The organism is Pseudomonas sp. Z2-11 (genome assembly GCF_054161305.1).
The window spans coordinates 328,124-347,636 of sequence record NZ_CP096395.1 but is presented as its reverse complement, the minus strand read 5'-3'; the positions used below and the strand labels follow the sequence as shown (position 1 = coordinate 347,636).

At 58.7% G+C, this 19,513-nt stretch carries 23 protein-coding genes and 1 tRNA gene; 10 read left to right on the top strand and 14 right to left on the bottom strand.

Translation table 11 applies throughout. The features are described from left to right. Window position 1: 1 nt before the first annotated feature. Window positions 2–439 carry a carboxypeptidase regulatory-like domain-containing protein gene (locus M1E16_RS01495; RefSeq protein WP_458129022.1) on the bottom strand — a complete coding sequence of 146 codons (438 nt, stop codon included), beginning with the start codon at window positions 437–439 and terminating at the stop codon, window positions 2–4. A 373-nt stretch (window positions 440–812) separates the two neighbouring features. On the opposite strand from M1E16_RS01495, the gene M1E16_RS01490 reads away from it, so the two are divergent. From M1E16_RS01490 to M1E16_RS01465, 6 genes are all read left to right on the top strand, one after another. Beyond that, a complete protein-coding gene (locus M1E16_RS01490; protein ID WP_434570273.1) occupies window positions 813–1,586 on the top strand; it encodes an ABC transporter ATP-binding protein in 774 nt (257 codons plus the stop codon). A gap of 13 nt (window positions 1,587–1,599) precedes the next feature. Beyond that, complete coding sequence (locus M1E16_RS01485) at window positions 1,600–2,352, top strand: ABC transporter substrate-binding protein (protein WP_434626525.1); 753 nt, start codon at window positions 1,600–1,602, stop codon at window positions 2,350–2,352. Between the two features lie 77 nt (window positions 2,353–2,429). Then, entirely contained in the window at window positions 2,430–3,125 is a 696-nt protein-coding gene (locus M1E16_RS01480; protein WP_434696165.1) for an ABC transporter permease, read from the top strand. Further along, a complete protein-coding gene (locus M1E16_RS01475; protein WP_434696166.1) occupies window positions 3,122–3,811 on the top strand; it encodes an ABC transporter permease in 690 nt (229 codons plus the stop codon). Before M1E16_RS01480 ends, M1E16_RS01475 begins: the two co-directional genes overlap by 4 nt. Next, complete coding sequence (locus M1E16_RS01470; RefSeq protein WP_458129021.1) at window positions 3,792–5,045, top strand: methyltransferase; 1,254 nt, start codon at window positions 3,792–3,794, stop codon at window positions 5,043–5,045. The genes M1E16_RS01475 and M1E16_RS01470 overlap by 20 nt, the downstream gene beginning before the upstream one ends. Window positions 5,046–5,404: 359 nt before the next feature. Next, window positions 5,405–5,480, top strand: a tRNA-Thr gene (locus M1E16_RS01465). A gap of 178 nt (window positions 5,481–5,658) precedes the next feature. Here the strand turns inward: M1E16_RS01465 and M1E16_RS01460 are convergent. From M1E16_RS01460 to M1E16_RS01450, 3 genes are all read right to left on the bottom strand, one after another. Then, window positions 5,659–6,300 (bottom strand): BRCT domain-containing protein, encoded by a 642-nt coding sequence (locus M1E16_RS01460; RefSeq protein ID WP_458129020.1) that lies wholly within the window; start codon window positions 6,298–6,300, stop codon window positions 5,659–5,661. Window positions 6,301–6,518: 218 nt separating this feature from the next. Further along, entirely contained in the window at window positions 6,519–6,803 is a 285-nt protein-coding gene (locus M1E16_RS01455; protein WP_434626538.1) for a type II toxin-antitoxin system RelE/ParE family toxin, read from the bottom strand. Next, window positions 6,793–7,035: a CopG family ribbon-helix-helix protein gene (locus M1E16_RS01450; protein ID WP_434626539.1), complete on the bottom strand. Its 243-nt coding sequence runs from the start codon at window positions 7,033–7,035 to the stop codon at window positions 6,793–6,795. Before M1E16_RS01450 ends, M1E16_RS01455 begins: the two co-directional genes overlap by 11 nt. Window positions 7,036–7,479: 444 nt before the next feature. Here M1E16_RS01450 and M1E16_RS01445 point away from each other — a divergent pair, with 444 nt between their 5' ends. Both M1E16_RS01445 and M1E16_RS01440 read left to right on the top strand, forming a co-directional pair. Next, window positions 7,480–7,758, top strand: coding sequence for a DUF3077 domain-containing protein (locus M1E16_RS01445; RefSeq protein WP_458129019.1), 279 nt, complete (start codon window positions 7,480–7,482; stop codon window positions 7,756–7,758). Window positions 7,759–7,990: 232 nt separating this feature from the next. Beyond that, window positions 7,991–9,598, top strand: coding sequence for a methyl-accepting chemotaxis protein (locus M1E16_RS01440; RefSeq protein WP_434673318.1), 1,608 nt, complete (start codon window positions 7,991–7,993; stop codon window positions 9,596–9,598). 62 nt (window positions 9,599–9,660) lie between these two features. On the opposite strand, the gene M1E16_RS01435 is transcribed toward M1E16_RS01440, so the two are convergent. Further along, window positions 9,661–10,338: an RES family NAD+ phosphorylase gene (locus M1E16_RS01435; RefSeq protein WP_434626540.1), complete on the bottom strand. Its 678-nt coding sequence runs from the start codon at window positions 10,336–10,338 to the stop codon at window positions 9,661–9,663. Further along, entirely contained in the window at window positions 10,338–10,748 is a 411-nt protein-coding gene (locus M1E16_RS01430; RefSeq protein WP_434570298.1) for an MbcA/ParS/Xre antitoxin family protein, read from the bottom strand. The genes M1E16_RS01435 and M1E16_RS01430 overlap by 1 nt, the downstream gene beginning before the upstream one ends. Before the next feature lie 313 nt (window positions 10,749–11,061). On the opposite strand from M1E16_RS01430, the gene M1E16_RS01425 reads away from it, so the two are divergent. Beyond that, entirely contained in the window at window positions 11,062–11,985 is a 924-nt protein-coding gene (locus tag M1E16_RS01425; RefSeq protein WP_305497499.1) for a LysR family transcriptional regulator, read from the top strand. Here M1E16_RS01425 and M1E16_RS01420 read toward each other — a convergent pair. The 4 genes from M1E16_RS01420 to M1E16_RS01405 are packed head-to-tail and all read right to left on the bottom strand — an operon-like array spanning window position 11,902 to window position 14,105. After that, the gene (locus tag M1E16_RS01420; protein WP_305497500.1) at window positions 11,902–12,219 is read right to left on the bottom strand and encodes an AzlD domain-containing protein; all 318 of its coding nucleotides are present in this window, start codon (window positions 12,217–12,219) and stop codon (window positions 11,902–11,904) included. The two genes, M1E16_RS01425 and M1E16_RS01420, sit on opposite strands and share 84 nt — an antisense overlap. Continuing rightward, complete coding sequence (locus tag M1E16_RS01415) at window positions 12,198–12,911, bottom strand: AzlC family ABC transporter permease (protein WP_305497501.1); 714 nt, start codon at window positions 12,909–12,911, stop codon at window positions 12,198–12,200. Before M1E16_RS01415 ends, M1E16_RS01420 begins: the two co-directional genes overlap by 22 nt. Next, window positions 12,908–13,345 (bottom strand): GNAT family N-acetyltransferase, encoded by a 438-nt coding sequence (locus M1E16_RS01410; RefSeq protein ID WP_434574309.1) that lies wholly within the window; start codon window positions 13,343–13,345, stop codon window positions 12,908–12,910. Before M1E16_RS01410 ends, M1E16_RS01415 begins: the two co-directional genes overlap by 4 nt. A 13-nt stretch (window positions 13,346–13,358) precedes the next feature. Further along, window positions 13,359–14,105 (bottom strand): 2OG-Fe dioxygenase family protein, encoded by a 747-nt coding sequence (locus M1E16_RS01405; protein ID WP_305497502.1) that lies wholly within the window; start codon window positions 14,103–14,105, stop codon window positions 13,359–13,361. A 403-nt stretch (window positions 14,106–14,508) separates the two neighbouring features. Here M1E16_RS01405 and M1E16_RS01400 point away from each other — a divergent pair, with 403 nt between their 5' ends. Further along, window positions 14,509–15,255 carry a DUF4123 domain-containing protein gene (locus tag M1E16_RS01400; protein WP_458129018.1) on the top strand — a complete coding sequence of 249 codons (747 nt, stop codon included), beginning with the start codon at window positions 14,509–14,511 and terminating at the stop codon, window positions 15,253–15,255. A gap of 118 nt (window positions 15,256–15,373) precedes the next feature. Here M1E16_RS01400 and M1E16_RS01395 read toward each other — a convergent pair whose 3' ends face one another. The 4 genes from M1E16_RS01395 to aguB form a co-directional block, all read right to left on the bottom strand. Further along, on the bottom strand, window positions 15,374–16,660 hold the full coding sequence (locus M1E16_RS01395) for an OprD family porin (protein WP_305497505.1): 1,287 nt from the start codon (window positions 16,658–16,660) through the stop codon (window positions 15,374–15,376). Between the two features lie 296 nt (window positions 16,661–16,956). Continuing rightward, entirely contained in the window at window positions 16,957–17,157 is a 201-nt protein-coding gene (locus tag M1E16_RS01390; protein WP_305497506.1) for a hypothetical protein, read from the bottom strand. 244 nt (window positions 17,158–17,401) lie between these two features. Next, complete coding sequence (gene aguA, locus M1E16_RS01385; RefSeq protein ID WP_458129017.1) at window positions 17,402–18,508, bottom strand: agmatine deiminase; 1,107 nt, start codon at window positions 18,506–18,508, stop codon at window positions 17,402–17,404. 3 nt (window positions 18,509–18,511) lie between these two features. Continuing rightward, a complete protein-coding gene (aguB, locus tag M1E16_RS01380; RefSeq protein WP_458129016.1) occupies window positions 18,512–19,390 on the bottom strand; it encodes an N-carbamoylputrescine amidase in 879 nt (292 codons plus the stop codon). Window positions 19,391–19,513 lie beyond the last annotated feature (123 nt).

Sequence of the window (19,513 nt, the reverse complement as noted above, 5' to 3'; positions counted from 1 at the left end):
GCTACTCGCTGCTGTTCCAGTGGAACACCAGCTTGCGCGCGGCTCCGCTGCCCACATCGGCGGTGTCGCGGCGCTCCTCCCCGTTGCGCGTCGCCACCACGCTGTACTTGCCCGGCGGCAATTGCACATACACCAGCGGGCCCGCATCGCTGAGCGTCAGTAATGTTTGTCCTGATGCGTTCAGCACAGTCACGTCCACATCCGGAACGTATTTGTTCTCCGGGCCGATCGCAAAAGTCATGTGCAGGTTGTACCCCTGGGCCTGCCCGATGGCCCGGGCTTCGTCTTCGCCGATGCCGCCGGACAGATAAGTAATGCCGTTCTGCTGCATGGGTTGGATCTGGACGCCTGTGTTGTCGATGGGCGCGAGGTTGGTGGCGTTGAGGAAGATGGGAAATATCAGCGCGCCTAAAGCGACGAGGCGAGATAGCGAGTTCATGGCAACCACTCCTGATTTTGGACGCCATCGTTTGATCGACTATGAACACCGATGTTTAGATCGATTGGGAGTTGGTCCGAATGCCAGTTGGAATAGGCACGCTCATCCGGTTAACCCTTCCCACCCCCGCCCAAAGCTGGCACCATCGCGCCTTTTTTTACGCGACTCCCCAGGCAATTCGCTGACAGGCAGGTTCAAACAGCCGTTCGGTTGTTGACGGCGCGACAGTCTGCTGCGCCGATGCGACAAGCTGCCGCAAGTCGCCGGTTTACCGCGCGTAGCGCTGTTGGCGGCCATCCGGACGCATGCTAGCTTGGCCGCCTCGCCAGGAAGGCTGCCGACAGCAAGGGAGCACATATCATGAGGAACGCACATGGCCCAGGCCACGCCCGCGCTTGAAATCCGCAACCTGCACAAACGCTACGGCCAGCTGGAGGTGCTCAAGGGCGTCTCGCTGACCGCTCGCGACGGCGACGTGATCTCGATCCTCGGCTCTTCCGGATCCGGCAAGTCCACGTTCCTGCGTTGTATCAACCTGCTGGAGAACCCCAACCAGGGGCAGATCCTGGTGGCTGGCGAAGAGCTCAAGCTCAAGGCGGCGAAAAACGGCGAACTGGTAGCCGCCGACGGCAAACAGATCAACCGCATACGCAGCGAGATCGGTTTTGTCTTCCAGAACTTCAACCTCTGGCCGCACATGAGCGTGCTCGACAACATCATCGAGGCTCCGCGCCGGGTGCTCGGCCAGAGCAAGGCCGAAGCCGTCGATATCGCCGAAGCCCTGCTGGCCAAGGTCGGCATCGCCGACAAGCGCCACGCCTACCCGGCCGAATTGTCCGGCGGCCAGCAGCAACGCGCCGCCATTGCCCGTACGCTAGCGATGCAGCCCAAGGTGATCCTGTTCGACGAACCCACCTCTGCCCTTGACCCGGAAATGGTCCAGGAAGTACTTAGTGTGATCCGCGCCCTGGCCGAAGAAGGCCGCACCATGCTGCTGGTTACCCACGAAATGGGGTTTGCCCGCCAGGTTTCCAGCGAAGTGGTATTTCTTCATCAGGGCCTGGTCGAAGAACAAGGAACGCCACAGCAGGTTTTCGAAAGCCCGCTTTCGGCGCGCTGCAAACAATTCATGTCCAGCAACCGCTAACGGAGCAGTACCTATGCAGACCTACAGGAAAATCCTCTTGGCCGCTGCGGCCAGCCTGGTCCTTTCGGCCAACGCCATGGCGGACGGCAAACTGAAAATGGGCATCGAAGCAGCCTACCCTCCGTTCAATAACAAGGACGCCAGCGGCCAGGTCGTGGGTTTCGACAAAGACATCGGCGACGCCCTGTGCGCCAAGATGAAAGTCGAGTGCGAAGTGGTCACTTCCGACTGGGACGGGATCATTCCGGCCTTGATGGCGAAGAAGTTCGATTTCCTGATCTCTTCGCTTTCGATCAATGAAGAGCGCAAGCAAGCGGTGGATTTCACCGACCCGTACTACACCAACAAACTGCAATTCATCGCGCCGAAAAACGTCGATTTCAAAATCGATAAAGAGTCTCTTCAGGGTAAGGTCATCGGGACACAGCGCTCCACGCTCGCCGGCACCTGGATGGAAGACAACATGGAAGGTGTCGAACTGAAACTCTACGACACCCAGGAAAACGCCTATCTGGATCTCACCTCCGGTCGTCTCGACGGGATCCTGGCAGACAAATACGCGAACTACGACTGGCTGAAAACCGACGCTGGCCGGGCTTACGAATTCAAAGGTGACGCGGTGGTAGACGGCGACAAAATCGCCATCGCCGTGCGCAAGGGTGACAATGAATTGCGCAACAAGCTGAACGCCGCATTAAAAGAGATCGTTGCCGACGGCACCTATAAAAAGATCAACGACAAGTACTTCCCGTTCAGCATCTATTGATCCTGACGTGCCTGGCCGGCGCCGCTGTGTACGGCGCCGGTCCTTAGCAAAGCCTGCCGCGATATGAACGCATACCCATGATGATTGACCTCTACGGATTCGGCCCGGCGCTAGCCGCCGGCGCGCTGATGACCGTCCAGTTGGCCCTTTCTGCCTTATGCCTGGGGCTGGTACTCGGGCTGCTCGGTGCCCTGGCCAAGACCTCGTCATACAAGCCGTTGCAATGGCTTGGTGGCACTTATTCAACGCTGGTCCGCGGAATCCCGGAATTGCTCTGGGTGCTGTTGATCTATTTCGGCACCGTCAACCTGATGCGCACCTTGGGTGAGTACTTCGGCAATCCCGACCTTGCTCTCAACGCCTTCGCCGCCGGCGTCATCGCACTCGGCCTGTGCTTTGGCGCCTACGCTACTGAAGTGTTTCGCGGCGCAATCCTGGCGATCCCCAAGGGTCACCGTGAAGCCGGCGTCGCTTTGGGCCTGTCGAAATGGCGGATCTTTACCCGATTGATCATGCCGCAAATGTGGCGCATCGCCCTGCCCGGCCTGGGCAACCTGTTCATGATCCTGATGAAGGACACCGCGCTGGTCTCGGTGATCGGCCTGGAAGAAATCATGCGACACGCGCAAATCGGCGTAACCATTTCCAAACAGCCGTTCACCTTCTATATGGTCGCCGCGCTCATGTACCTGGGACTGACAGTACTCGCCATGATCGGCATGCACCTGCTTGAACGACGCGCGGCCCGTGGTTTCGCCAGGAGCACGCAATGAGCTGGGAAGTCATCATCAAGTGGCTGCCGAAACTGGCCCAGGGCGCGACGTTGACCCTGGAGCTGGTGGCCATCGCCGTGATCGCCGGCCTGTTGCTGGCGATTCCGCTGGGCATCGCCCGTTCATCGCGCCTGTGGTACGTGCGGGCGCTGCCTTACGCCTACATCTTCTTTTTCCGCGGCACTCCGCTGCTGGTTCAGCTGTTCCTGGTGTATTACGGCCTGGCGCAGTTCGACGCCGTGCGCAGCAGCGCCCTATGGCCTTATCTGCGGGACCCGTTCTGGTGCGCCACCGCCACCATGACCCTGCACACCGCCGCCTACATCGCCGAGATCCTGCGCGGCGCGATCCAGGCCATTCCCCGTGGCGAAATTGAAGCCGCGCGGGCCCTGGGCATGTCTCGCCCCAAGGCGCTGCTGTACATCATGCTGCCCCGCGCCGCGCGCATCGGCCTGCCTGCTTACAGCAACGAAGTGATCCTGATGCTCAAGGCCAGTGCCCTCGCGAGCACCGTGACCCTGCTGGAACTCACCGGCATGGCCCGTACGATCATCGCCCGGACCTACCTGCCGGTAGAGATTTTCTTCGCGGCCGGCATGTTCTACCTGCTGATGTCCTTCGTCCTGGTACAAGGCTTCAAGCAACTGGAACGCTGGTTGCGCGTCGATGCCTGCCAAGGGCGCTGAGAGCGAGGTGTTGACGGGCGAAGCGTTGCTCGCCCGTTTCATGGCCCTGGATGCTTTTCTCACAGAGCACCAGGCGCTATGGAAGCCCCGCCCTTTCACTCATCTGCAGCTACCTTGGGAAACGTCCCACCCCGAACTGGCCCAATGGCTACGCCAGCGTTCGCTGCAAGCGGCGGAAAACGCCCATCATCAGCCGTGGTTGATTGAAAACGCGCCCGCGCCGTTTGCGGAATGGGCCGCTACCGCCCGCGCATTGAGCGCTGTCGCCGAGCTGCCCGCCAGCCAGCTGAAAGCGCCAACTCATCGCCTCAACGTCGACGTACCCGGGCGCAAATGGCAGCAGATCGAAGCCTTCGCCAGCCGCCTGAACTTCATCACCGAACCGACCCACTGGCTCGACTGGTGCGCCGGCAAAGGCCACCTGGGCCGACGGTTACTGCACGACGGCCAGCACCTGACCTGCTTGGAATACAACCCCCAGCTGGTCGCCGCAGGCCAGCAACTGAGCCAGCACCACAACCTGCCCGCCATGCACTTGCAGCAAGATGTATTGGCGCCGGACGCGGCCCAGACGATCCAACCGGAACACACCCCGGTAGCCCTCCACGCCTGCGGCGACCTGCATGTGCGGCTCATGCACCTGGCGAGTACCGCCGGCTGCGCACAAATCGCTATCGCGCCGTGCTGCTACAACCGCATCAGCACGGCGCATTATCAACCGCTGTCCGACGCGGCCAGCCAATCCCGCCTGCAACTGTCGTTGGACGACCTCGGCCTGCCACTGAGCGAAACCGTCACCGCCGGCGCGCGCGTCCGACGGCAACGGGACAAATCCATGGCCCGACGCCTGGCCTTCGACCTGCTGCAAAGGCAAATCCGCCGCAGCGACGACTACCTGCCCACACCGTCATTACCCAGCGCCTGGCTGGAAAAACCGTTCCCCCACTACTGCACCGACCTGGCGGCCCTGAAGAATTTATCCATAGTCGATTCCCCCAATTGGGAGCAATTGGAGGCTGGGGGTTATCAACGCCTGGCCGAGGTGCGCAACCTGGAACTGGTGCGAGGCCTTTTCCGACGGCCGTTGGAGCTTTGGCTGGTACTGGACCGGGCACTTTTCCTCAGCCAAAAGGGCTATGACGTGCGCCTTGGCATCTTCTGCGAAGCACCTCTTACGCCAAGAAATCTGTTGCTCTTGGCAGAGCGTCGTCCTTGCGCCACAGCCTGTGGATAACTCTGTTGATGAAATAAGCGCGGATCCAAGTAGGTCGTGATTTTCTGAGCGTCTCCAAGCTGTTCATTTTTTGTTCATATGGATAAAAAACCATGAAAACAGGGATTTGCGCGCAAACGAGAAAAATGTCACAAAAAGGAAAGATTCCGTTCGGCGCTTCCTTCCCATTGTGCATAAGCGCTAAAACAAACCGACATAACGGTGGTTTTAACGCCGTCAGGGCCGCATTTTCGCTGGCCGTGCGTCGATTGATGCCCGCACGCAAGCTCCGCCGCACCGCCGAGCCACGGCCTGCGTAAAAATAGTCAGAATTCAGGGGTTTACAGAACCGGCCCAATCGCTATAATCGTCGCCCACACGCCGGTATAGCTCAGTTGGTAGAGCAACTGACTTGTAATCAGTAGGTCCCGGGTTCGACTCCTGGTGCCGGCACCATACAAAACGAAGCCCTCGCAGAAATGCGGGGGCTTTGTTGTTTCTGGGATGTTCACTTCCCCCTACACCTTGAAAACCTATGGGGGCGAGCCTGCTCGCGATGAGGCCGTCAGTCCTACCGACAATCTGCCGGCCAAGACACGGCTGCCTTCGTTAGAACGACACCAACGAAGCCATCTCAACCAAACAGCATTCTCTGCCAGTGATCCTCACCCACAATAGCAATCGAAGCACCGGCCTCCCGTAGCTCCACTGCCTTCATGATTTTCGTTCCGTAGGTACTGTGGCGCCACTGTTCATTACCCACGCTACCCACGACCAGATAATGCACTTTCTTGCTCACGCCACCCCCTATCAAACCACCCCGCTCCTCGACCAACGCCTGACAATCCTTGCGCGGCCCGAAGGCCATGACGCCTGTAAAGACAAACATTCGGCCATCCCACAGCAAATCAGGGGCAGGTGAATTGAACGGCAGGTCCGTAGGGGCAACCGCAACAGCTCTGCCAACCTGCGAAGGCTCAATACTCGCTCCAGAAAAACCACGCAGGATGTTAAGCAGCTCATGAGACTCGTCCGGGTCCAGCGCATCGTCTTGAAGCATGGACGCCAAACGTGAATAAAGCAGATTGATTACTGGATCATTGAGATGCGCGAGGTTGTTTTCTAACCATTGCTTCAGGAAAATCGCTTCCGTGGTGTTCACGTCACCGTCCGCCGTGATCCCTGCGGCCAACCCTATCAAGGCATCGGCCGCGCGCCGGTCGATACGGGCATGGTGGAAGTATTTGCTCTTTTCGAATTCGCTGTGTAGGTCCATTACAGGGGTTCCTTTGGGTCGGGATTAACTTGACGCTGGAACAGTGCTGGCTGGGTAAACGCTATGTCAAACCTAGCACTTCTGAGCGCACTCTCTTCGAAAATAAATCCGTCCCCTTTTTCGTCAAAATAAATCCGTCCCCTTTTTCCCACAATATCGGGTCTGCGCCCAATTCCCTAAGAGCCGTGGAGTTCCCCGCAAATACGCTGCGCCCCCCGTTACCACTTGATACGAGGCCGTTGTCTTGTATGGAATACACCGAGGATTTGAAGACGATCGCCGCGTACCCGATAGGGAATGAGATAAGACCAATTGGGAACAGCCCATTCGCGGGTGTTTTTGACTCGGCCCTCGCGCCCCATGGTTGGGAATTGGGCTAGCTTGTTCACGCTGGCAAAAATAGCATCGGAAAAGTCATCGGCAGCCTTGGGATTCTCCAAGGCTATGTAGCTAGCTTCGTCCTCCAGATTTTTGAGTGCTCTTTCCAGCCACTCAACCTGCATTCCTGCTCCAACGCCGGGAGCGCATTGCCGCGACCTGATCATCCGAGGCAAATTTACCCTGATCGGCCTCCTTTACCGCCAGTTCGATTTGCGTAGTCAGCGCCTTTTCGTGCTCGATGTAGTCACGGAGCACCTCCATGGCCAAATAGCTCACGCTTTGGCCACTAGTCTTGGCCAGATCAGCAAGAGAATTTGAAAGGTCTTCCGGCAGGGTCAAGTGTATCCCGGTCATGACAGCCTCGATGATGAGCGAGTTTTTGGCATATTACACCGCTTGGCGCTGGCTTGAATTGATAACTCGTCGCGAGACGCTTCACGATTTTTTTGTTCTCAGGCCCATCCGCTTTGCTGGACTTGCTTGAGACACACAAAGCATCACTCGCCACCATCGCGCCACGATTGCGTACTTTCCAATCACCCAATACTCTCTGATCGTCGCTGCCAATTCAGCGGCCGGGCGTAGGAAACCCGAAATAATCAAGGCGCATCAGCTGCGCCCCGCTTATTATTGCAGGCGCTTTTTTTGTGTCTGCGATACGCGTTATGGCGGCTGTGCGCGGGACACCTTCGGGTGTGCCGGGTGCCTTGATTCCCGGTTTTCCTACCCCGTGCACGGCCGCCACCCCATCCCGTAGGAAAGGACGGTAGGCGGCTCTCATAGTCAAGGAGCCAGACCATGCCAAACCCGCGAGACCTCAAAACCCCAGGCCTAACCCCCTTCTCCTACCACTCTGACCGCCCCCTGTTCCGCGTCAACAGCGGCATCCCCATCGGCGAAGCCCTCTCCCACGCCTCCGATCTTCTCCACATCGCCATGCGCCTGGCCGATGATGCGGCGATGGTTCGGGGTACGGATCGTTATGCCTGGGCGTCGTGTTATTTGCAGGAGATGAGCAAAGCCGTCATCGACGACGTGGTGAAGGTGCTGGAGGCGCCGGGGAGTAATCCTGATTAAGGCGCAGTGACGCGATGCTGCTCCGTGTGCGGGGGCAGCATTGGGTTTCGTCTGTAGCAAAGAGGGGGCCGCTTCGCAGCCCAGCGGGAGCAAGCTCCCTCGCCACGGGTTAATGGAGCATTCATCTATTTATTTTCCCCGCCGATAGCCTCAATCAAGAGCATGCCTTTCCAAGGCTCGGCGAGCGGTCATCTACACTTGCCCAAATCCCCCGCTCCAGGAGCAACAAGCGATGAAAATCCGCACCAAGGTTGTAGGTTCGGGGTTGGTCAGCCTGTTTTTTGCGCTGTTGCTGGGCGGTATCGGGCTGTGGGGCTACCACGCCATGACCGACGCCTTGGCGCAGAACGAGACCAGTATCTCGGCGATGCGCAAGCACATGGAGGCGGACATGATGCACGACGCCATTCGTGGCGATGTGTTGGCAGCCTTGCTGGTTGCACCGGGAGATGCCGAGGGCGCGAAGGAAGTCACCGAGGCGTTCGACGAGCATTCGCAGCGGATGCGCAAGGTTATCGCGGAGAACGCCGAGGCTCGGTTGCCGGGTACGATTTCCCAGACCATTGCCGAGCTGAAGCCTCAGGCCGAGGCCTATATCGCCTCGGCGAAGCAAGTGATTGGCAAGGCGTTGAGCGGGGCTCAGGATGGCCGGGCGTTGCGTACCGAGTTCGATAAAGCGTTTTCGGCGCTGGAAGAGCGTAACGAAGCGGTCAGTGAATTGATCGAAAGCCAGGCGCAAGTTTCTCGCGAACATCAGGACCACAGCATCCATACCTCGGAGCGCTGGTTGATCATAACCTTGCTGGCCACCTGCGTGGCGCTTGCATTGCTGTCATGGAGCCTGCTCAAGGCGGTGCTCACGCCGCTGAACAAGATCATCATCAATACCCAGGCGATTTCTCAAGGCGATTTGCAGCGCTCGATGGGCCCTCATGGCGATGATGAGCTGGGCCAGTTACAGGCGGTGATCGAACAGATGCAGGCAAACTTACGGCAGATGATCGCGACGATCCGTAGCCAGAGCGATGAGTTGCATGGCACGTCCCGCAATCTGGGCGATACGGCGCGGCAGATTGTGTCCAGCGCCGACCAGCAAGCCCAGAGCGCTACCAGCATGGCGGCGAGCATGGAGCAGATGATGGCGAACATCAGCCAGATCCATCAGCACGCCGACAGCGCGCGGACGATTTCGGCGCAGTCCGAACAACTGGCGAGCAGCGGTGGGCAGGTGATTCTGGGTGTAGTGGAAGGCATGAACCGGATCGCCGAGGTGGTCAACCAGTCTTCCAGCAAGATCACCGCCCTGGATGCGTCGTCCGAGGATATCCATTCGATCATCCAGGTGATCAAGAGCATCGCCGAACAGACCAATCTGCTGGCCCTCAACGCCGCTATCGAAGCTGCTCGAGCCGGCGAGGCGGGCCGCGGTTTTGCGGTGGTGGCCGATGAGGTGCGCAACCTGGCGGCGCGCACCACTCAGTCCACCCAGGAGATCACCGCGATGATCGAGCGCATCCAGTCCAGCGCCCGGGATGCGGTGGCGAACATGCAGGCCTGCGTCAGCCGCGTGGACGAAGGCGTCAACCTGGCCCAGCAGGCCGGCGTGTCGATCAGCGAAATCCGCACGGGCGCACGGCATGCCGCCGAAGTGGTGGAGGAAATCTCCCAGACCATTGCCGAACAATCAAAAGCCAGTGATGAAATGGCTCAGCGGGTAGAAGCAATAGCCGAGCAGTCTCGGGAAAACACCCGCTCGATTCACGATCTGACGAAAACGGCTGACCATCTGAACGATGCCGCGGGCTCGATGCAGGCTTCGGTGCAGCAGTTCAAGATTTGATCAACCACGCCCGCCTGTAGGTGGGGTAAAGGAGCTTGCCCGCTGGCCGCACGGCAGCTCCTTCACACTTGGCTGACCTCAAACACAAACGAAATCTCCCGTTTCTGGGCACTCCACACGTAACGAATATGCTTGCCCTGCACCGGAATCGACACCGCCGGCGGGCGAAACGCGGCCACGCATTCATGACCGGGCAAGCGGACGCTGTTGTACAGCAGGCCCCACGACAAGGTTTCACGCAGCTCCCGGGCAAATAGCTGGGACGGGCCGTAGGCGTCAGGGTCCGGGTTATGCAGATGGGGATAATCGTGGCGGATGTCGTGCAGGGGTTTGACGATCTTGTTGACGTAGGTGCGCATGGTCAACTCCAGATCCGGCTCGTTGGTGGCGCCAAGGAAGCGTGCCTGGTGGTAGCAGGTCTCGGCAATCGCGGCCTCCTGGCTGCTGGCAGCGTAGTAGACGCCGAAGGTGCCGTCGCTGAAGCGGCTGCGCTTGCCGATGTGAGTGAATGCCGCCATTACCGGCGAGGAGCCCGGGCCGGAAACCCGGTCTTCGGGGCGTACCCGGGACAGCACACCGGCCTCTTCCATGAGCCGGTCATTGGTCAGCGCTTCGAGGGCGTAGGCGGTGGGCAGGTCTTCGGGATCAAGCACGTCTTCGAACAGCGTGATCGGCGGAAAGCTGCTGTTGACGATCCGATAGGCCCGTTTCCATTGCGGGTCCGCCAGTGGTGGCGTCATCAGCCGCGCACTCCGTCGAGGTATCGCCGCACATCAGCGATGTCCACCACTCGCCCGGTCAGCATGTAGGAAAGCGCCGACTGGCCGTTGAATGGTGCCGCGTTATTGGGACTGCTGACCCATTGATACACGCGGTCCCGGCTGTTGCTGAAGATGATGCTCAGGGCTTTATGAATACCCATGAGGTAGGAGATTCGCTCGAGGGTATCGCGCGGCAGTCTTACGTTGTCGGGTAATTGTTTGTACTTGTAAAAAGTCGTGTTCCCTACCTTGCCCAACAGCGTGCGCTGCTGCTCGACGCTGCAGCCCCACAACTCCATGAGATTGAAGAAGAACTTCAACGCGATTCGACCCGCGTCCGGGGAATCCAATTGTTGCTGTGCGTTGAGCGTGATGGAGGAAGTCGCCATGAGGTTTGGGCTCCTGTATTACGGACTGTTGCGTAAAGACTAATACATAAACGGATAAAAATTAAGTTTTAATTCGCAAGCGAATAGATTGAGGACCGGGAAGTCTGGATTTACCCGCAGATGTTTCGGCCTATACACAGCACCAGCAAAAAATCAGAATCGCGCATAAGCTCCAATCATCGCCTGCCGGAGCTTTTCGCCACAAAACCGCGACAACCGTGGCAAGGTGCTTGATGATAGCCAGCATCGCACCGCCAGAGTCTGGCCAGGTGCCAAATAACAGCGAGCCCACTTAAGCAGAGGGCATTACCTCATGGATAGCAGAACCTTACGCAACCTCATGCGCATCGTGCAGACCGGCTCGTTGTCGGCTGCGGCGGAGCAGTCGTGCCTGACGGTGCAGGCATTGGCGGCACAATTGAACAAGGTCGAAGAACAATTCGGGTTTCGGTTGTTCCGCCGCTCGAACAAAGGCCTCGCATTGACCAGCCAGGGCTCGGAACTGACGCCCTTCATGGATCAAGTCCTGGCGGCCACCCGGCAGCTGGAGGAAAAAGTCGCAGCGCTCAAGACGCCCCGGCGACGCACCCTCAAGGTAGCGCTCAACACGACGCTGCCGGCGGAATTCAATCGACGGATGATCGAACGCCTGATCGCCGTTTTCCCCCAGTATCAGCTGGAGTTCAGCTACGCCGAATCGATGGAGAACCTGAGCAAGCTCAAGAACGAGCATTTTGACCTGGCGATCCTGGTCGGACAGCCGAGCGGATTTACCAGCATCGCGATGCCGGATGTCCAGGTACGCGTGGTCGGCGCCCATTGTGGCGAAGAAGATGATTCCCTCGGCCTGCTGGGTGACCGGTTCCAGGTGCGTCCGGCAGAGGAATGTCCTTATTCGCGCAGTTTCCTGCGCTTTCTCGACGCCGGTCTCGGTGAATACGGGCCGAGTCAGCGAATGGTCTATTCCTGCAGCGAAACCCTGACGCTGTCGTTGATTACCCAGCTCGACGGTTTGGGCCTTGTCTCCCGGGACGCGGCGCTGCGCAACGGCCTGGCTATCTTCCCGGATTTCGAGGACTTCCTGGAAGTACGCCTGGCGGTAAACAACCCTGAGCTTTCCGACCAGGCGCTGCATGATGTGGTGGACCTGACGCTACAGGAACGAACCGAGCGCGATATACGCCGCCGTGCCCACCGCCACACTGAGAAACAGGTTGCGGCTGAAATACGCACATAGCAGGGTCGGAATCGCGGCGTAGAACTCTGGACGGTCGAGCTGTATCTGCTGGTCCTTGATCAACAACGGCGTCAGGGTGATCGCAGCGACGATCGCCACCGGCAGGTATTCCAGTGCACGGGCAACGAAGGGTGGCCAGTTTTCGGTGTTGACCTGCAGCGGCAAGGCCCGGGGCAGGAAGGTCACGGCCATCATCAGGACCACAACCAGGATCAGGAACGTTTGGTCAGGCATACGCCCACCCCGCAGCCAAAAAACGTGGCAATGAATACGTTGAACGGCGAGCTGCCCAGCAGGCTCAGCGCGCCCATGCAGGCCACGGCCGCCAGCGCCGCGATCAGTTTGTTACGCGTGTTGCACAGCGAAACCAGCACATAGAGCATCATCGCGGTCAGGGCGTAATCGAGCTGATACTTGATCAGGTGCGCGGCGTATTGGGCGCAGACAGCACCCAGCAAACCGCCCAGCACCCAAGACGTGTGGCAGAAGAGGTTGAAACCGATCAGGTAGCGCACGCTTACCGGCGCCCCGCTGCCGAGCTTGACGCTGTGGAAAGCGAACGACTCGTCGGTGAGCCCCGACGCGTAGCACCAGCGCTCGAAGCGGCTAAGCCCCAGTGCTCGCAAAGCCTTGGCCATATAGACAGACATCAGCATGTGACGGGCATTGATCAGGAATGTCGTCAGCACGATGGTGGTCAAGGAGGCCCCGCTGGAAATCAACGCCAGCGCGGCGAATTGTGAAGCTCCCGCGTACACGAACAGGCACATCGCAACTGGCAGCCACAAAGGCAAGCCGGCGTTGACCGCCATCAGACCGAACACAAACGAAACCGTGAAATAACCCGCTACCACCGGACTGGCTTCAGCAAAGGTTCGCGAGGCTTGTGGTTCGACCGCCAGCGGCTGGCTGGAAGTCTTGTTCATAAATCCCTCTCGAAAGTGATTTCACCCCGGGGTTCGCAAAACCCTTGGGCCGCCCAGAAACGCTTGCCGGCCAGATTGGCTTCGTCGACGAACAGAAACATGCGCAGCACGCCAACCCGCTTCATGTCGGCCGATGCCGCCTCCACCAGCCGCTGGCCCAGGCCTTGAGTGCGATGCCTTGGGCTGACGGCCAGGTGATTGATGGTGCCGCGAGTGCCAAGCATACCGCCGATGACCGCGCCGACGACGTCACCCGTCGCATCGAAGGCCAGGTAGGCAGTGGTGGTTTCCTGCAGCAACACCCCACGCAGGAACCGGGCATCCTGCCATTCGCAGAATGACACTTCGGCAAAACCGCGAAAAAACTGCTCCAGTCGTTCGGCGTCCCTGACCATGGCCCGGCGCAGCAGGACCTGCTGCGCCGACTCATCCATGGGTTCGAGCTGTTCAGCGAACAATGTCGAAAGCGGTCCCGGGCCGCGAAAAGGAAATTGCCAGAATCTGCCTGAAGGCCATTTCATGGCTATGGGTGTTGCGGGCAGGGGTAACGTAATGGCGCATGTCGCGATCAAGGAAGAACGTCGTGTCGAGGATGTCCTCGTAGGTGGTCGCCGCCAGTTGCTCTTCCTGGGGACTGTAGAGACGGCTTTCAGCGCCCGCCACATTGTTGCGGCCCCAGAAGTGCACGCCGCTGAACGGATACCCATCGCAATGGATGCCCTCGGGGGTGATTTCCAATTGCTTGCCCGGCTTGATCTCGATGCGGATCTGGTGGATCTGGCACTGCCAGATCTCATCGTGCAATTCCTGCGGGAGGACGTTCTTGTACACCTCGAAGTCCGTGTCGATCAGGCTGCGCATGACCGGCGAATTGATCACTTCGTTGGAGAAATCCTGGAAGTGCCGCTCCAGCCCGCCGACATAGCTGTTGTTGGCCTTGGACTGGACATAGGCCCGGTGCTCGAGTTGCTTGAGCTCACGGGTTGCTGGATTGTATTCGAAATCGCTATAGCGACGGAAACGCATGCCGGACTCGGCCTGACCGTAATAGCTGTCGGGCTCCATGTTTTCCCAGCTTTTGGTCAGCCGGACAAAGTCGCCGAAATGACCGTAGAGATTGAAGTCACCACCGCGGACGTTGACGTATTTGTCACGCCTTAGCGCTTCGCCCACTTCCCTGTTCAGTACGATCATTTTTCTCAGGTCTCCACTGCAATGAGCGGACTAATCTATTAGGTGCAGGATTTCCGTCCATGAGAAAGTATTTGAGGCATTTCAAGCCGCGCTTGAAACGGTGCAAAAAATTTCATTAGTGCGACTTTTTGCCATGAAGATCACCCTCAAGAGGACCTTTTTAAAGCGAGCGCTGGTGAAAACATTGCCGCTGCCCTGAATGCGCAAAAACCGACGCAGCACAACGCAATCCGTTAGGCATTTTTCTGTGAAAAAACCAGCCCAGCCCGCCTGAAGTATTCCTGGAAATCTCTGGAGCCGCCGGCTCGCGGGCGTTCCCAATTACCTGGCTCATTCCTTGATAGAAGTGCGGCCCCCGGGGCAAATCCCGGTTCCGACACCACCTTTCGGCAAGGAGAGCCCCATGGCGCCATCGGCGTTCACGCCCCTCGACCCCAGGACATGGCTGGCGCAACAGCCGTTGCAGGAAAACGAACACCTGTACCTGATCATCAGCGCGGCGAGCGAAGCCGGTGCGTTGCAAGCCCTTCGCACTTCAGTTCTCGCTCATCCATTGCTGCCCATCTGGAGCGACACCCCCTACGCTGCCTGGCAAGCTGTGATGCCCTATGTCACCAAGCTTGAGCCCGACTCGGCGTTCCTGACGTGGATCGCTGGGAACGATGCCCTCGATTGGGGCTGGCTGGCCGTGTCCCACTGCGAACCCGGCGAGGTACTGACGCATCTGCGCAGCTTGACGCAAGTGCGGATGCCGGACGGGAACCCGGTGTTTTTCCGGTTCTGGGATGGGCGGTTCATTTATCCGCTGCTTGAAAAGCTCGGCGCGGCGGCCGGGCAGATGTTGCCGACGTTCGATCGATACCTGATAAACGGCAAGGCCTTGGAGATCGGTCCAAGGAGAGTTCCGGCTGTCAGGGACTGGCCATGGTGGGACATTCCGCAGGAGGTGCTCGACATGTTGCCGGACGAGAACCGGTCCATGCACGTCGGCCTTCTGCTGCAATGGCTGGAAGAAGAGCATCCAGGTGTTCACGCCGCTTGGTCAGAAAACAATCTGAAGCAGAAAATTTCCCGTTTCGTCAGCCGGGTGGATGCTTCGGAAAACCTGCGCGATGCGCTGCTCGAGGACCTTATCCTGGAACAAGGCTGATGCTGTCAAAAAGGGTATGGGAAGAAACGCCGTCCTCTCGCCGGGAGACAACGGCATTCTTCGTCAGGCGAAGCGCGTCCCGAACCCGGTCGAGACGCGTTTCAAACAGTGCGAATCATCAAAAAACGTTAATCGGATAATCCACAAACACCCGCAGCTCATTACCGCTGACGTTGTACTCACTGGATTTCTGCGACACGCGCAGGACCGAACTGCGCAACCGTACGCTCAGGTCCTTGGCCGGGCCGCTCTGGACCACGTATTTGAACTGGTTGAAGATCTCGCGCTCGGTGCCGCCTTCACTGGTGGAGGTGGTGATGTTGTCGCCACGCACATAGGCCACGTTGTAGGTCAGGCCCGGTACACCGAAGGTGGTGAAGTCCAGGCCGTAGCCCAGCTGCCAACTGCGTTCGTCTTCGGCGTTGAAGTCGGACCAATAGGAGTTCGCCAGGTAGATGGTGTTGCCACCGTCGCCGACACGATTCTGATCACGTTGATAGCCGCCGTAGGCGTAGCCCAGGTTGCTGTCGCCGGTGCTGCGCTGGTGGGCGAGCGTGAAGCTGTGCGGGCCGGTGGCGAAAGTTGCCGCCAGGCTCCAGATTTTGTTGTCGTCGCCAGTGACGCCGTTTTCGCGAACATAGCTGTCGTCCAGCTTGGTGCGATAGCCGTTGAAGTCCAGGGTCAGGGATTGGTCCTTGGCCAACGGAAACACGTAATTGGCGTTCACGTATTGCTTCTTCAATACGTCCTCGACATCGGATGCGTAGAGCGAAGCCTTGAATTGCTCGGTGAACTGGTAGCTGCCGCCCAGTACGTTGATCGATTTCAAGCCACCGCTGTCACGGCCTTCAGCGCTTTTACGGGACTCGGCGGTGAAGCGGCCGGCGTTCAATTCGAGCCCTTTGATCTCCTTGGAGGTGATCAGCGTGCCGGTGTAGCTTTCTGGCAGCAGGCGCGAATTGTCGTAGTTCAACACCGGCAGGGCCGGCATCTGGTCGCCGTAGGCCAGCACTGTGTTGGAGACACGGAATTTCACCGCGGCGCCGAATTTGGAGAGATCATCGGCCGCGTTGCCGCTGTCGCCTTTCTTGAAGAAATCGATGCCTTGTGCACCGGTGCGCCCCTTGCCGCCGTCCAGACGCAGTGCATACAAGCCGAACGCATCCACGCCGACGCCCACGGTGCCTTGGGTGAAGCCGGACGAGAACGTACCGATGGCGGCCTGGCCCCATTCGGCCTTGTCCTTGTTGCCATCCTTGTAGTCGCGGTTGATGTAGGCGTTGCGCAACAGGACTTTCAGGCTGCTGTCTTCGACGAACCCCTTGGACTCGGACTGATCGCTGGCCATGGCGTGTGTTGTGCTCAAAATCCCCAGTGCTAGCAAAGTAAAGCGTTTGTTCAACATGATTATTTTCCTTGTACGGGTTGATACGCACCGTAACCGGCAACCGAAATGGCGCTTTGCGCTCTTTTTCGGACTCTTGCTCCTGGAAATAATGAAAAGGCCCGGCCACGGATTGAGCGTGTCGGGCCTTTTTATTATTTAAGAGTCATGGCTGTTGGCCACAGGCGTGGGGCGAATCCTAGTCGCGCCCTGAAGTCCGTGTCAATTTCGTGAATCTTCGGTAATCAGGCGAAAAAGCACGCCCACAAAAAAAGCGCCAGCCTTTCGGCCAGCGCTTTTTATCAATCCTTCGAATTCTATCCCTGCATGACATCCCACAACGCTTCCAGCTCCGCCTCGCTGAACAGGCCAACGGGGTAGCGCTCGATGATCATCCGGCGCGGATCAGGTTCTCTGATCTGACGCGTGCCATTGGACTTCAACCACTGCGCCAACGCTTGAAGCGACTCACCATTTACGGCCAAGGGATGGCATGTGCGCTCGCTTATCATATTCATTCCAGCGCCCTCTCCTGGTTGATGAGCGGCCAATTTATCCAAGGTTTATGACAAAACAACGCAGCTCCACTCCCCAGAACTGCACGGATGTCGATACAAGAGCTATGCCAAGGTAAACGGCTCGCCGACGAACCGCGCACAAAAAAGCCCGCGCCCCAATGGGGGCGCGGGCTTGCCAGGATGGATCCAAAAGCACCGGTGTAGAGCCGCTGCGATTGAAGTCACCGGGCTGTTACGTCCCCACTCATTTTGTGTGCGCGGCAGGTTGCTGTTGGGTAAGACAATGGATATTTCCGCCCCCCAGTAACAGCTCTCGCCCAGGCACCATGATGACTTCGTGCTGGGGAAACAGGTCCTGCAGGATTTGCCTGGCCGTGCTGTCCAGTGGATCGTCGAAACTCGGGGCGATGATGCCGCCATTGACGATCAGGAAGTTCACGTAAGAGCCGGCCAGACGCTCGCCAGGTTTGCGCTCCTGTGAGCCGTGTACCACGTCCACGCCGGCGCATTCTTCTTCGGTGGCATACAGCGGCCCGGGAATCGGCATTTTATGCACCGTGAACGAGCGGCCCTTGGCGTCGGTGCTGTTTTGCAGCACATCCATCGCCGCGTGGCAGCGGGCATAGTTCGGGTCCTGCGGGTCGTCGGTCCAGGCCAGCAGCACTTCACCAGGGCGTACGTAGCAGCAAAAGTTATCCACATGGCCGTCGGTTTCGTCATTGAACAGGCCATCGGGCAGCCAGATGATCTTGTCCACCGCCAATTGGGCACTGAGCACCGCCTCGATTTCCTGGCGGTTCAGGTGCGGGTTGCGATTGTGGTTGAGCAGGCATTCCTCGGTGGTGATCAACGTGCCTTCGCCATCGACATGGATCGAACCACCTTCGAGGACGAAGCCCTCGGTGCGGTAGCGCGGGCTGCGCTCGATTTCGAGAATCTTGCCGGCCACCAGCGAGTCCCGGTTCCATGGGGAATACAGCCCACCCTCGAAGCCGCCCCAGGAATTGAAGTCCCAATCGACACCGCGCACTTCGCCGTTGTTGTTGATCACGAACGTCGGGCCTGTGTCCCGGACCCAGGCGTCGTCGCTGGACATCTCCACCAGGCGGATATTCGGCACATCGAGCCGCGCCCGAGCGTTTTCGTATTGGGCGGCGGATACCGCCACGGTGACCGGCTCGAAACGGGCGATGGCCTTGGCAACCGCCACATGAGCGGCCTGCGCGGGCTTACCGCCCAGGCGCCAGTTATCCGGGCGCTCGGGCCAGATCATCCAGACCTGAGTCTGGGGCGCCCACTCGGCAGGCATGTGAAAACCGTCCGCGCGCGGAGTGCTGTGCAAAGTTGTCATGATTCAGGACTCCAGTGAGCCGTCGAGGGTTTTGATCACGCCGTACAGGTTCGGGCGTCGATCACGGAAAGTGCCCCAGGCACTGCGAATGTGTTCCAGTTCGTCGAGGTCGAAGCTGTGTACCAGCAAGCCTTCTTCGGTCTCGTTCAATTCCTGGACTTTTTCACCGAACTGATTGGCGATGAACGAGGAGCCGTAGAACGTGATGTCATAGCCATCCTGCTCTTCGTTGCCGATGCGATTGCTGGCGACCAGCGGCATCAGGTTGGCGCCGGCATGGCCCTGTTGTACACGCTGCCAATGATCGCGCGATGAAATGGTCTTGTCGTGCGGTTCGCTGCCGATGGCGGTCGGGTAAAACAGAATTTCCGCACCTTGCAACGCCATGCTGCGGGCGCACTCTGGAAACCATTGGTCCCAACAGATGCCTACGCCGATTTTCGCATAGCGGGTATTCCACACCTTGAAGCCGGTATCGCCAGGGTTGAAATAATACTTCTCATGGTAGCCAGGACCGTCCGGGATGTGGCTCTTGCGGTAGATGCCCAGGTTGCGACCGTCGGCGTCGATGATCGCAATGCTGTTGAAACGCGCACGCCCGGCCCGTTCAAAAAAACTGATCGGCAACACGACCTGCAGTTCTTCGGCGATTTTCTGGAAGTGCTTGATGGCGACGTTCTCGTCAACCGGAGTCGCCAACTGCAAATAATCCGGGTTCGGCTTCTGGCAGAAGTACGGCGTCTCGAACAATTCCTGGATAAGGATGACTTGCGCGCCTTGGGCAGCGGCCTGGCGGACCAGCTTCTCGGCGGTCTCGATGTTCGCTTCGAGATCCCAGGAACAGGCCATTTGCGTGGCGGCTACGGTAACGATACGACTCATGAATCATCTCCCAGGCGATGGACAGTAGCGCCTTTATAGCCGATAAAAATCGGCATTTGAAGCATGAAAAACCATAAAGCAGATAATTTGTCATCAAAACACCGACAAAAATCGAATTAATAC

Excerpts from the sequence above, each read along its gene's own strand:
- M1E16_RS01495 (WP_458129022.1), bottom strand. The coding sequence starts at position 439 with ATGAACTCGCTATCTCGCCTCGTCGCTTTAGGCGCGCTGATATTTCCC.
- M1E16_RS01490 (WP_434570273.1), top strand. The coding sequence starts at position 813 with ATGGCCCAGGCCACGCCCGCGCTTGAAATCCGCAACCTGCACAAACGC.
- M1E16_RS01485 (WP_434626525.1), top strand. The coding sequence starts at position 1,600 with ATGCAGACCTACAGGAAAATCCTCTTGGCCGCTGCGGCCAGCCTGGTC.
- M1E16_RS01480 (WP_434696165.1), top strand. The coding sequence starts at position 2,430 with ATGATGATTGACCTCTACGGATTCGGCCCGGCGCTAGCCGCCGGCGCG.
- M1E16_RS01475 (WP_434696166.1), top strand. The coding sequence starts at position 3,122 with ATGAGCTGGGAAGTCATCATCAAGTGGCTGCCGAAACTGGCCCAGGGC.
- M1E16_RS01470 (WP_458129021.1), top strand. The coding sequence starts at position 3,792 with ATGCCTGCCAAGGGCGCTGAGAGCGAGGTGTTGACGGGCGAAGCGTTG.
- M1E16_RS01460 (WP_458129020.1), bottom strand. The coding sequence starts at position 6,300 with ATGGACCTACACAGCGAATTCGAAAAGAGCAAATACTTCCACCATGCC.
- M1E16_RS01455 (WP_434626538.1), bottom strand. The coding sequence starts at position 6,803 with ATGCAGGTTGAGTGGCTGGAAAGAGCACTCAAAAATCTGGAGGACGAA.
- M1E16_RS01450 (WP_434626539.1), bottom strand. The coding sequence starts at position 7,035 with ATGACCGGGATACACTTGACCCTGCCGGAAGACCTTTCAAATTCTCTT.
- M1E16_RS01445 (WP_458129019.1), top strand. The coding sequence starts at position 7,480 with ATGCCAAACCCGCGAGACCTCAAAACCCCAGGCCTAACCCCCTTCTCC.
- M1E16_RS01440 (WP_434673318.1), top strand. The coding sequence starts at position 7,991 with ATGAAAATCCGCACCAAGGTTGTAGGTTCGGGGTTGGTCAGCCTGTTT.
- M1E16_RS01435 (WP_434626540.1), bottom strand. The coding sequence starts at position 10,338 with ATGACGCCACCACTGGCGGACCCGCAATGGAAACGGGCCTATCGGATC.
- M1E16_RS01430 (WP_434570298.1), bottom strand. The coding sequence starts at position 10,748 with ATGGCGACTTCCTCCATCACGCTCAACGCACAGCAACAATTGGATTCC.
- M1E16_RS01425 (WP_305497499.1), top strand. The coding sequence starts at position 11,062 with ATGGATAGCAGAACCTTACGCAACCTCATGCGCATCGTGCAGACCGGC.
- M1E16_RS01420 (WP_305497500.1), bottom strand. The coding sequence starts at position 12,219 with ATGCCTGACCAAACGTTCCTGATCCTGGTTGTGGTCCTGATGATGGCC.
- M1E16_RS01415 (WP_305497501.1), bottom strand. The coding sequence starts at position 12,911 with ATGAACAAGACTTCCAGCCAGCCGCTGGCGGTCGAACCACAAGCCTCG.
- M1E16_RS01410 (WP_434574309.1), bottom strand. The coding sequence starts at position 13,345 with ATGGATGAGTCGGCGCAGCAGGTCCTGCTGCGCCGGGCCATGGTCAGG.
- M1E16_RS01405 (WP_305497502.1), bottom strand. The coding sequence starts at position 14,105 with ATGATCGTACTGAACAGGGAAGTGGGCGAAGCGCTAAGGCGTGACAAA.
- M1E16_RS01400 (WP_458129018.1), top strand. The coding sequence starts at position 14,509 with ATGGCGCCATCGGCGTTCACGCCCCTCGACCCCAGGACATGGCTGGCG.
- M1E16_RS01395 (WP_305497505.1), bottom strand. The coding sequence starts at position 16,660 with ATGTTGAACAAACGCTTTACTTTGCTAGCACTGGGGATTTTGAGCACA.
- M1E16_RS01390 (WP_305497506.1), bottom strand. The coding sequence starts at position 17,157 with ATGAATATGATAAGCGAGCGCACATGCCATCCCTTGGCCGTAAATGGT.
- aguA (WP_458129017.1), bottom strand. The coding sequence starts at position 18,508 with ATGACAACTTTGCACAGCACTCCGCGCGCGGACGGTTTTCACATGCCT.
- aguB (WP_458129016.1), bottom strand. The coding sequence starts at position 19,390 with ATGAGTCGTATCGTTACCGTAGCCGCCACGCAAATGGCCTGTTCCTGG.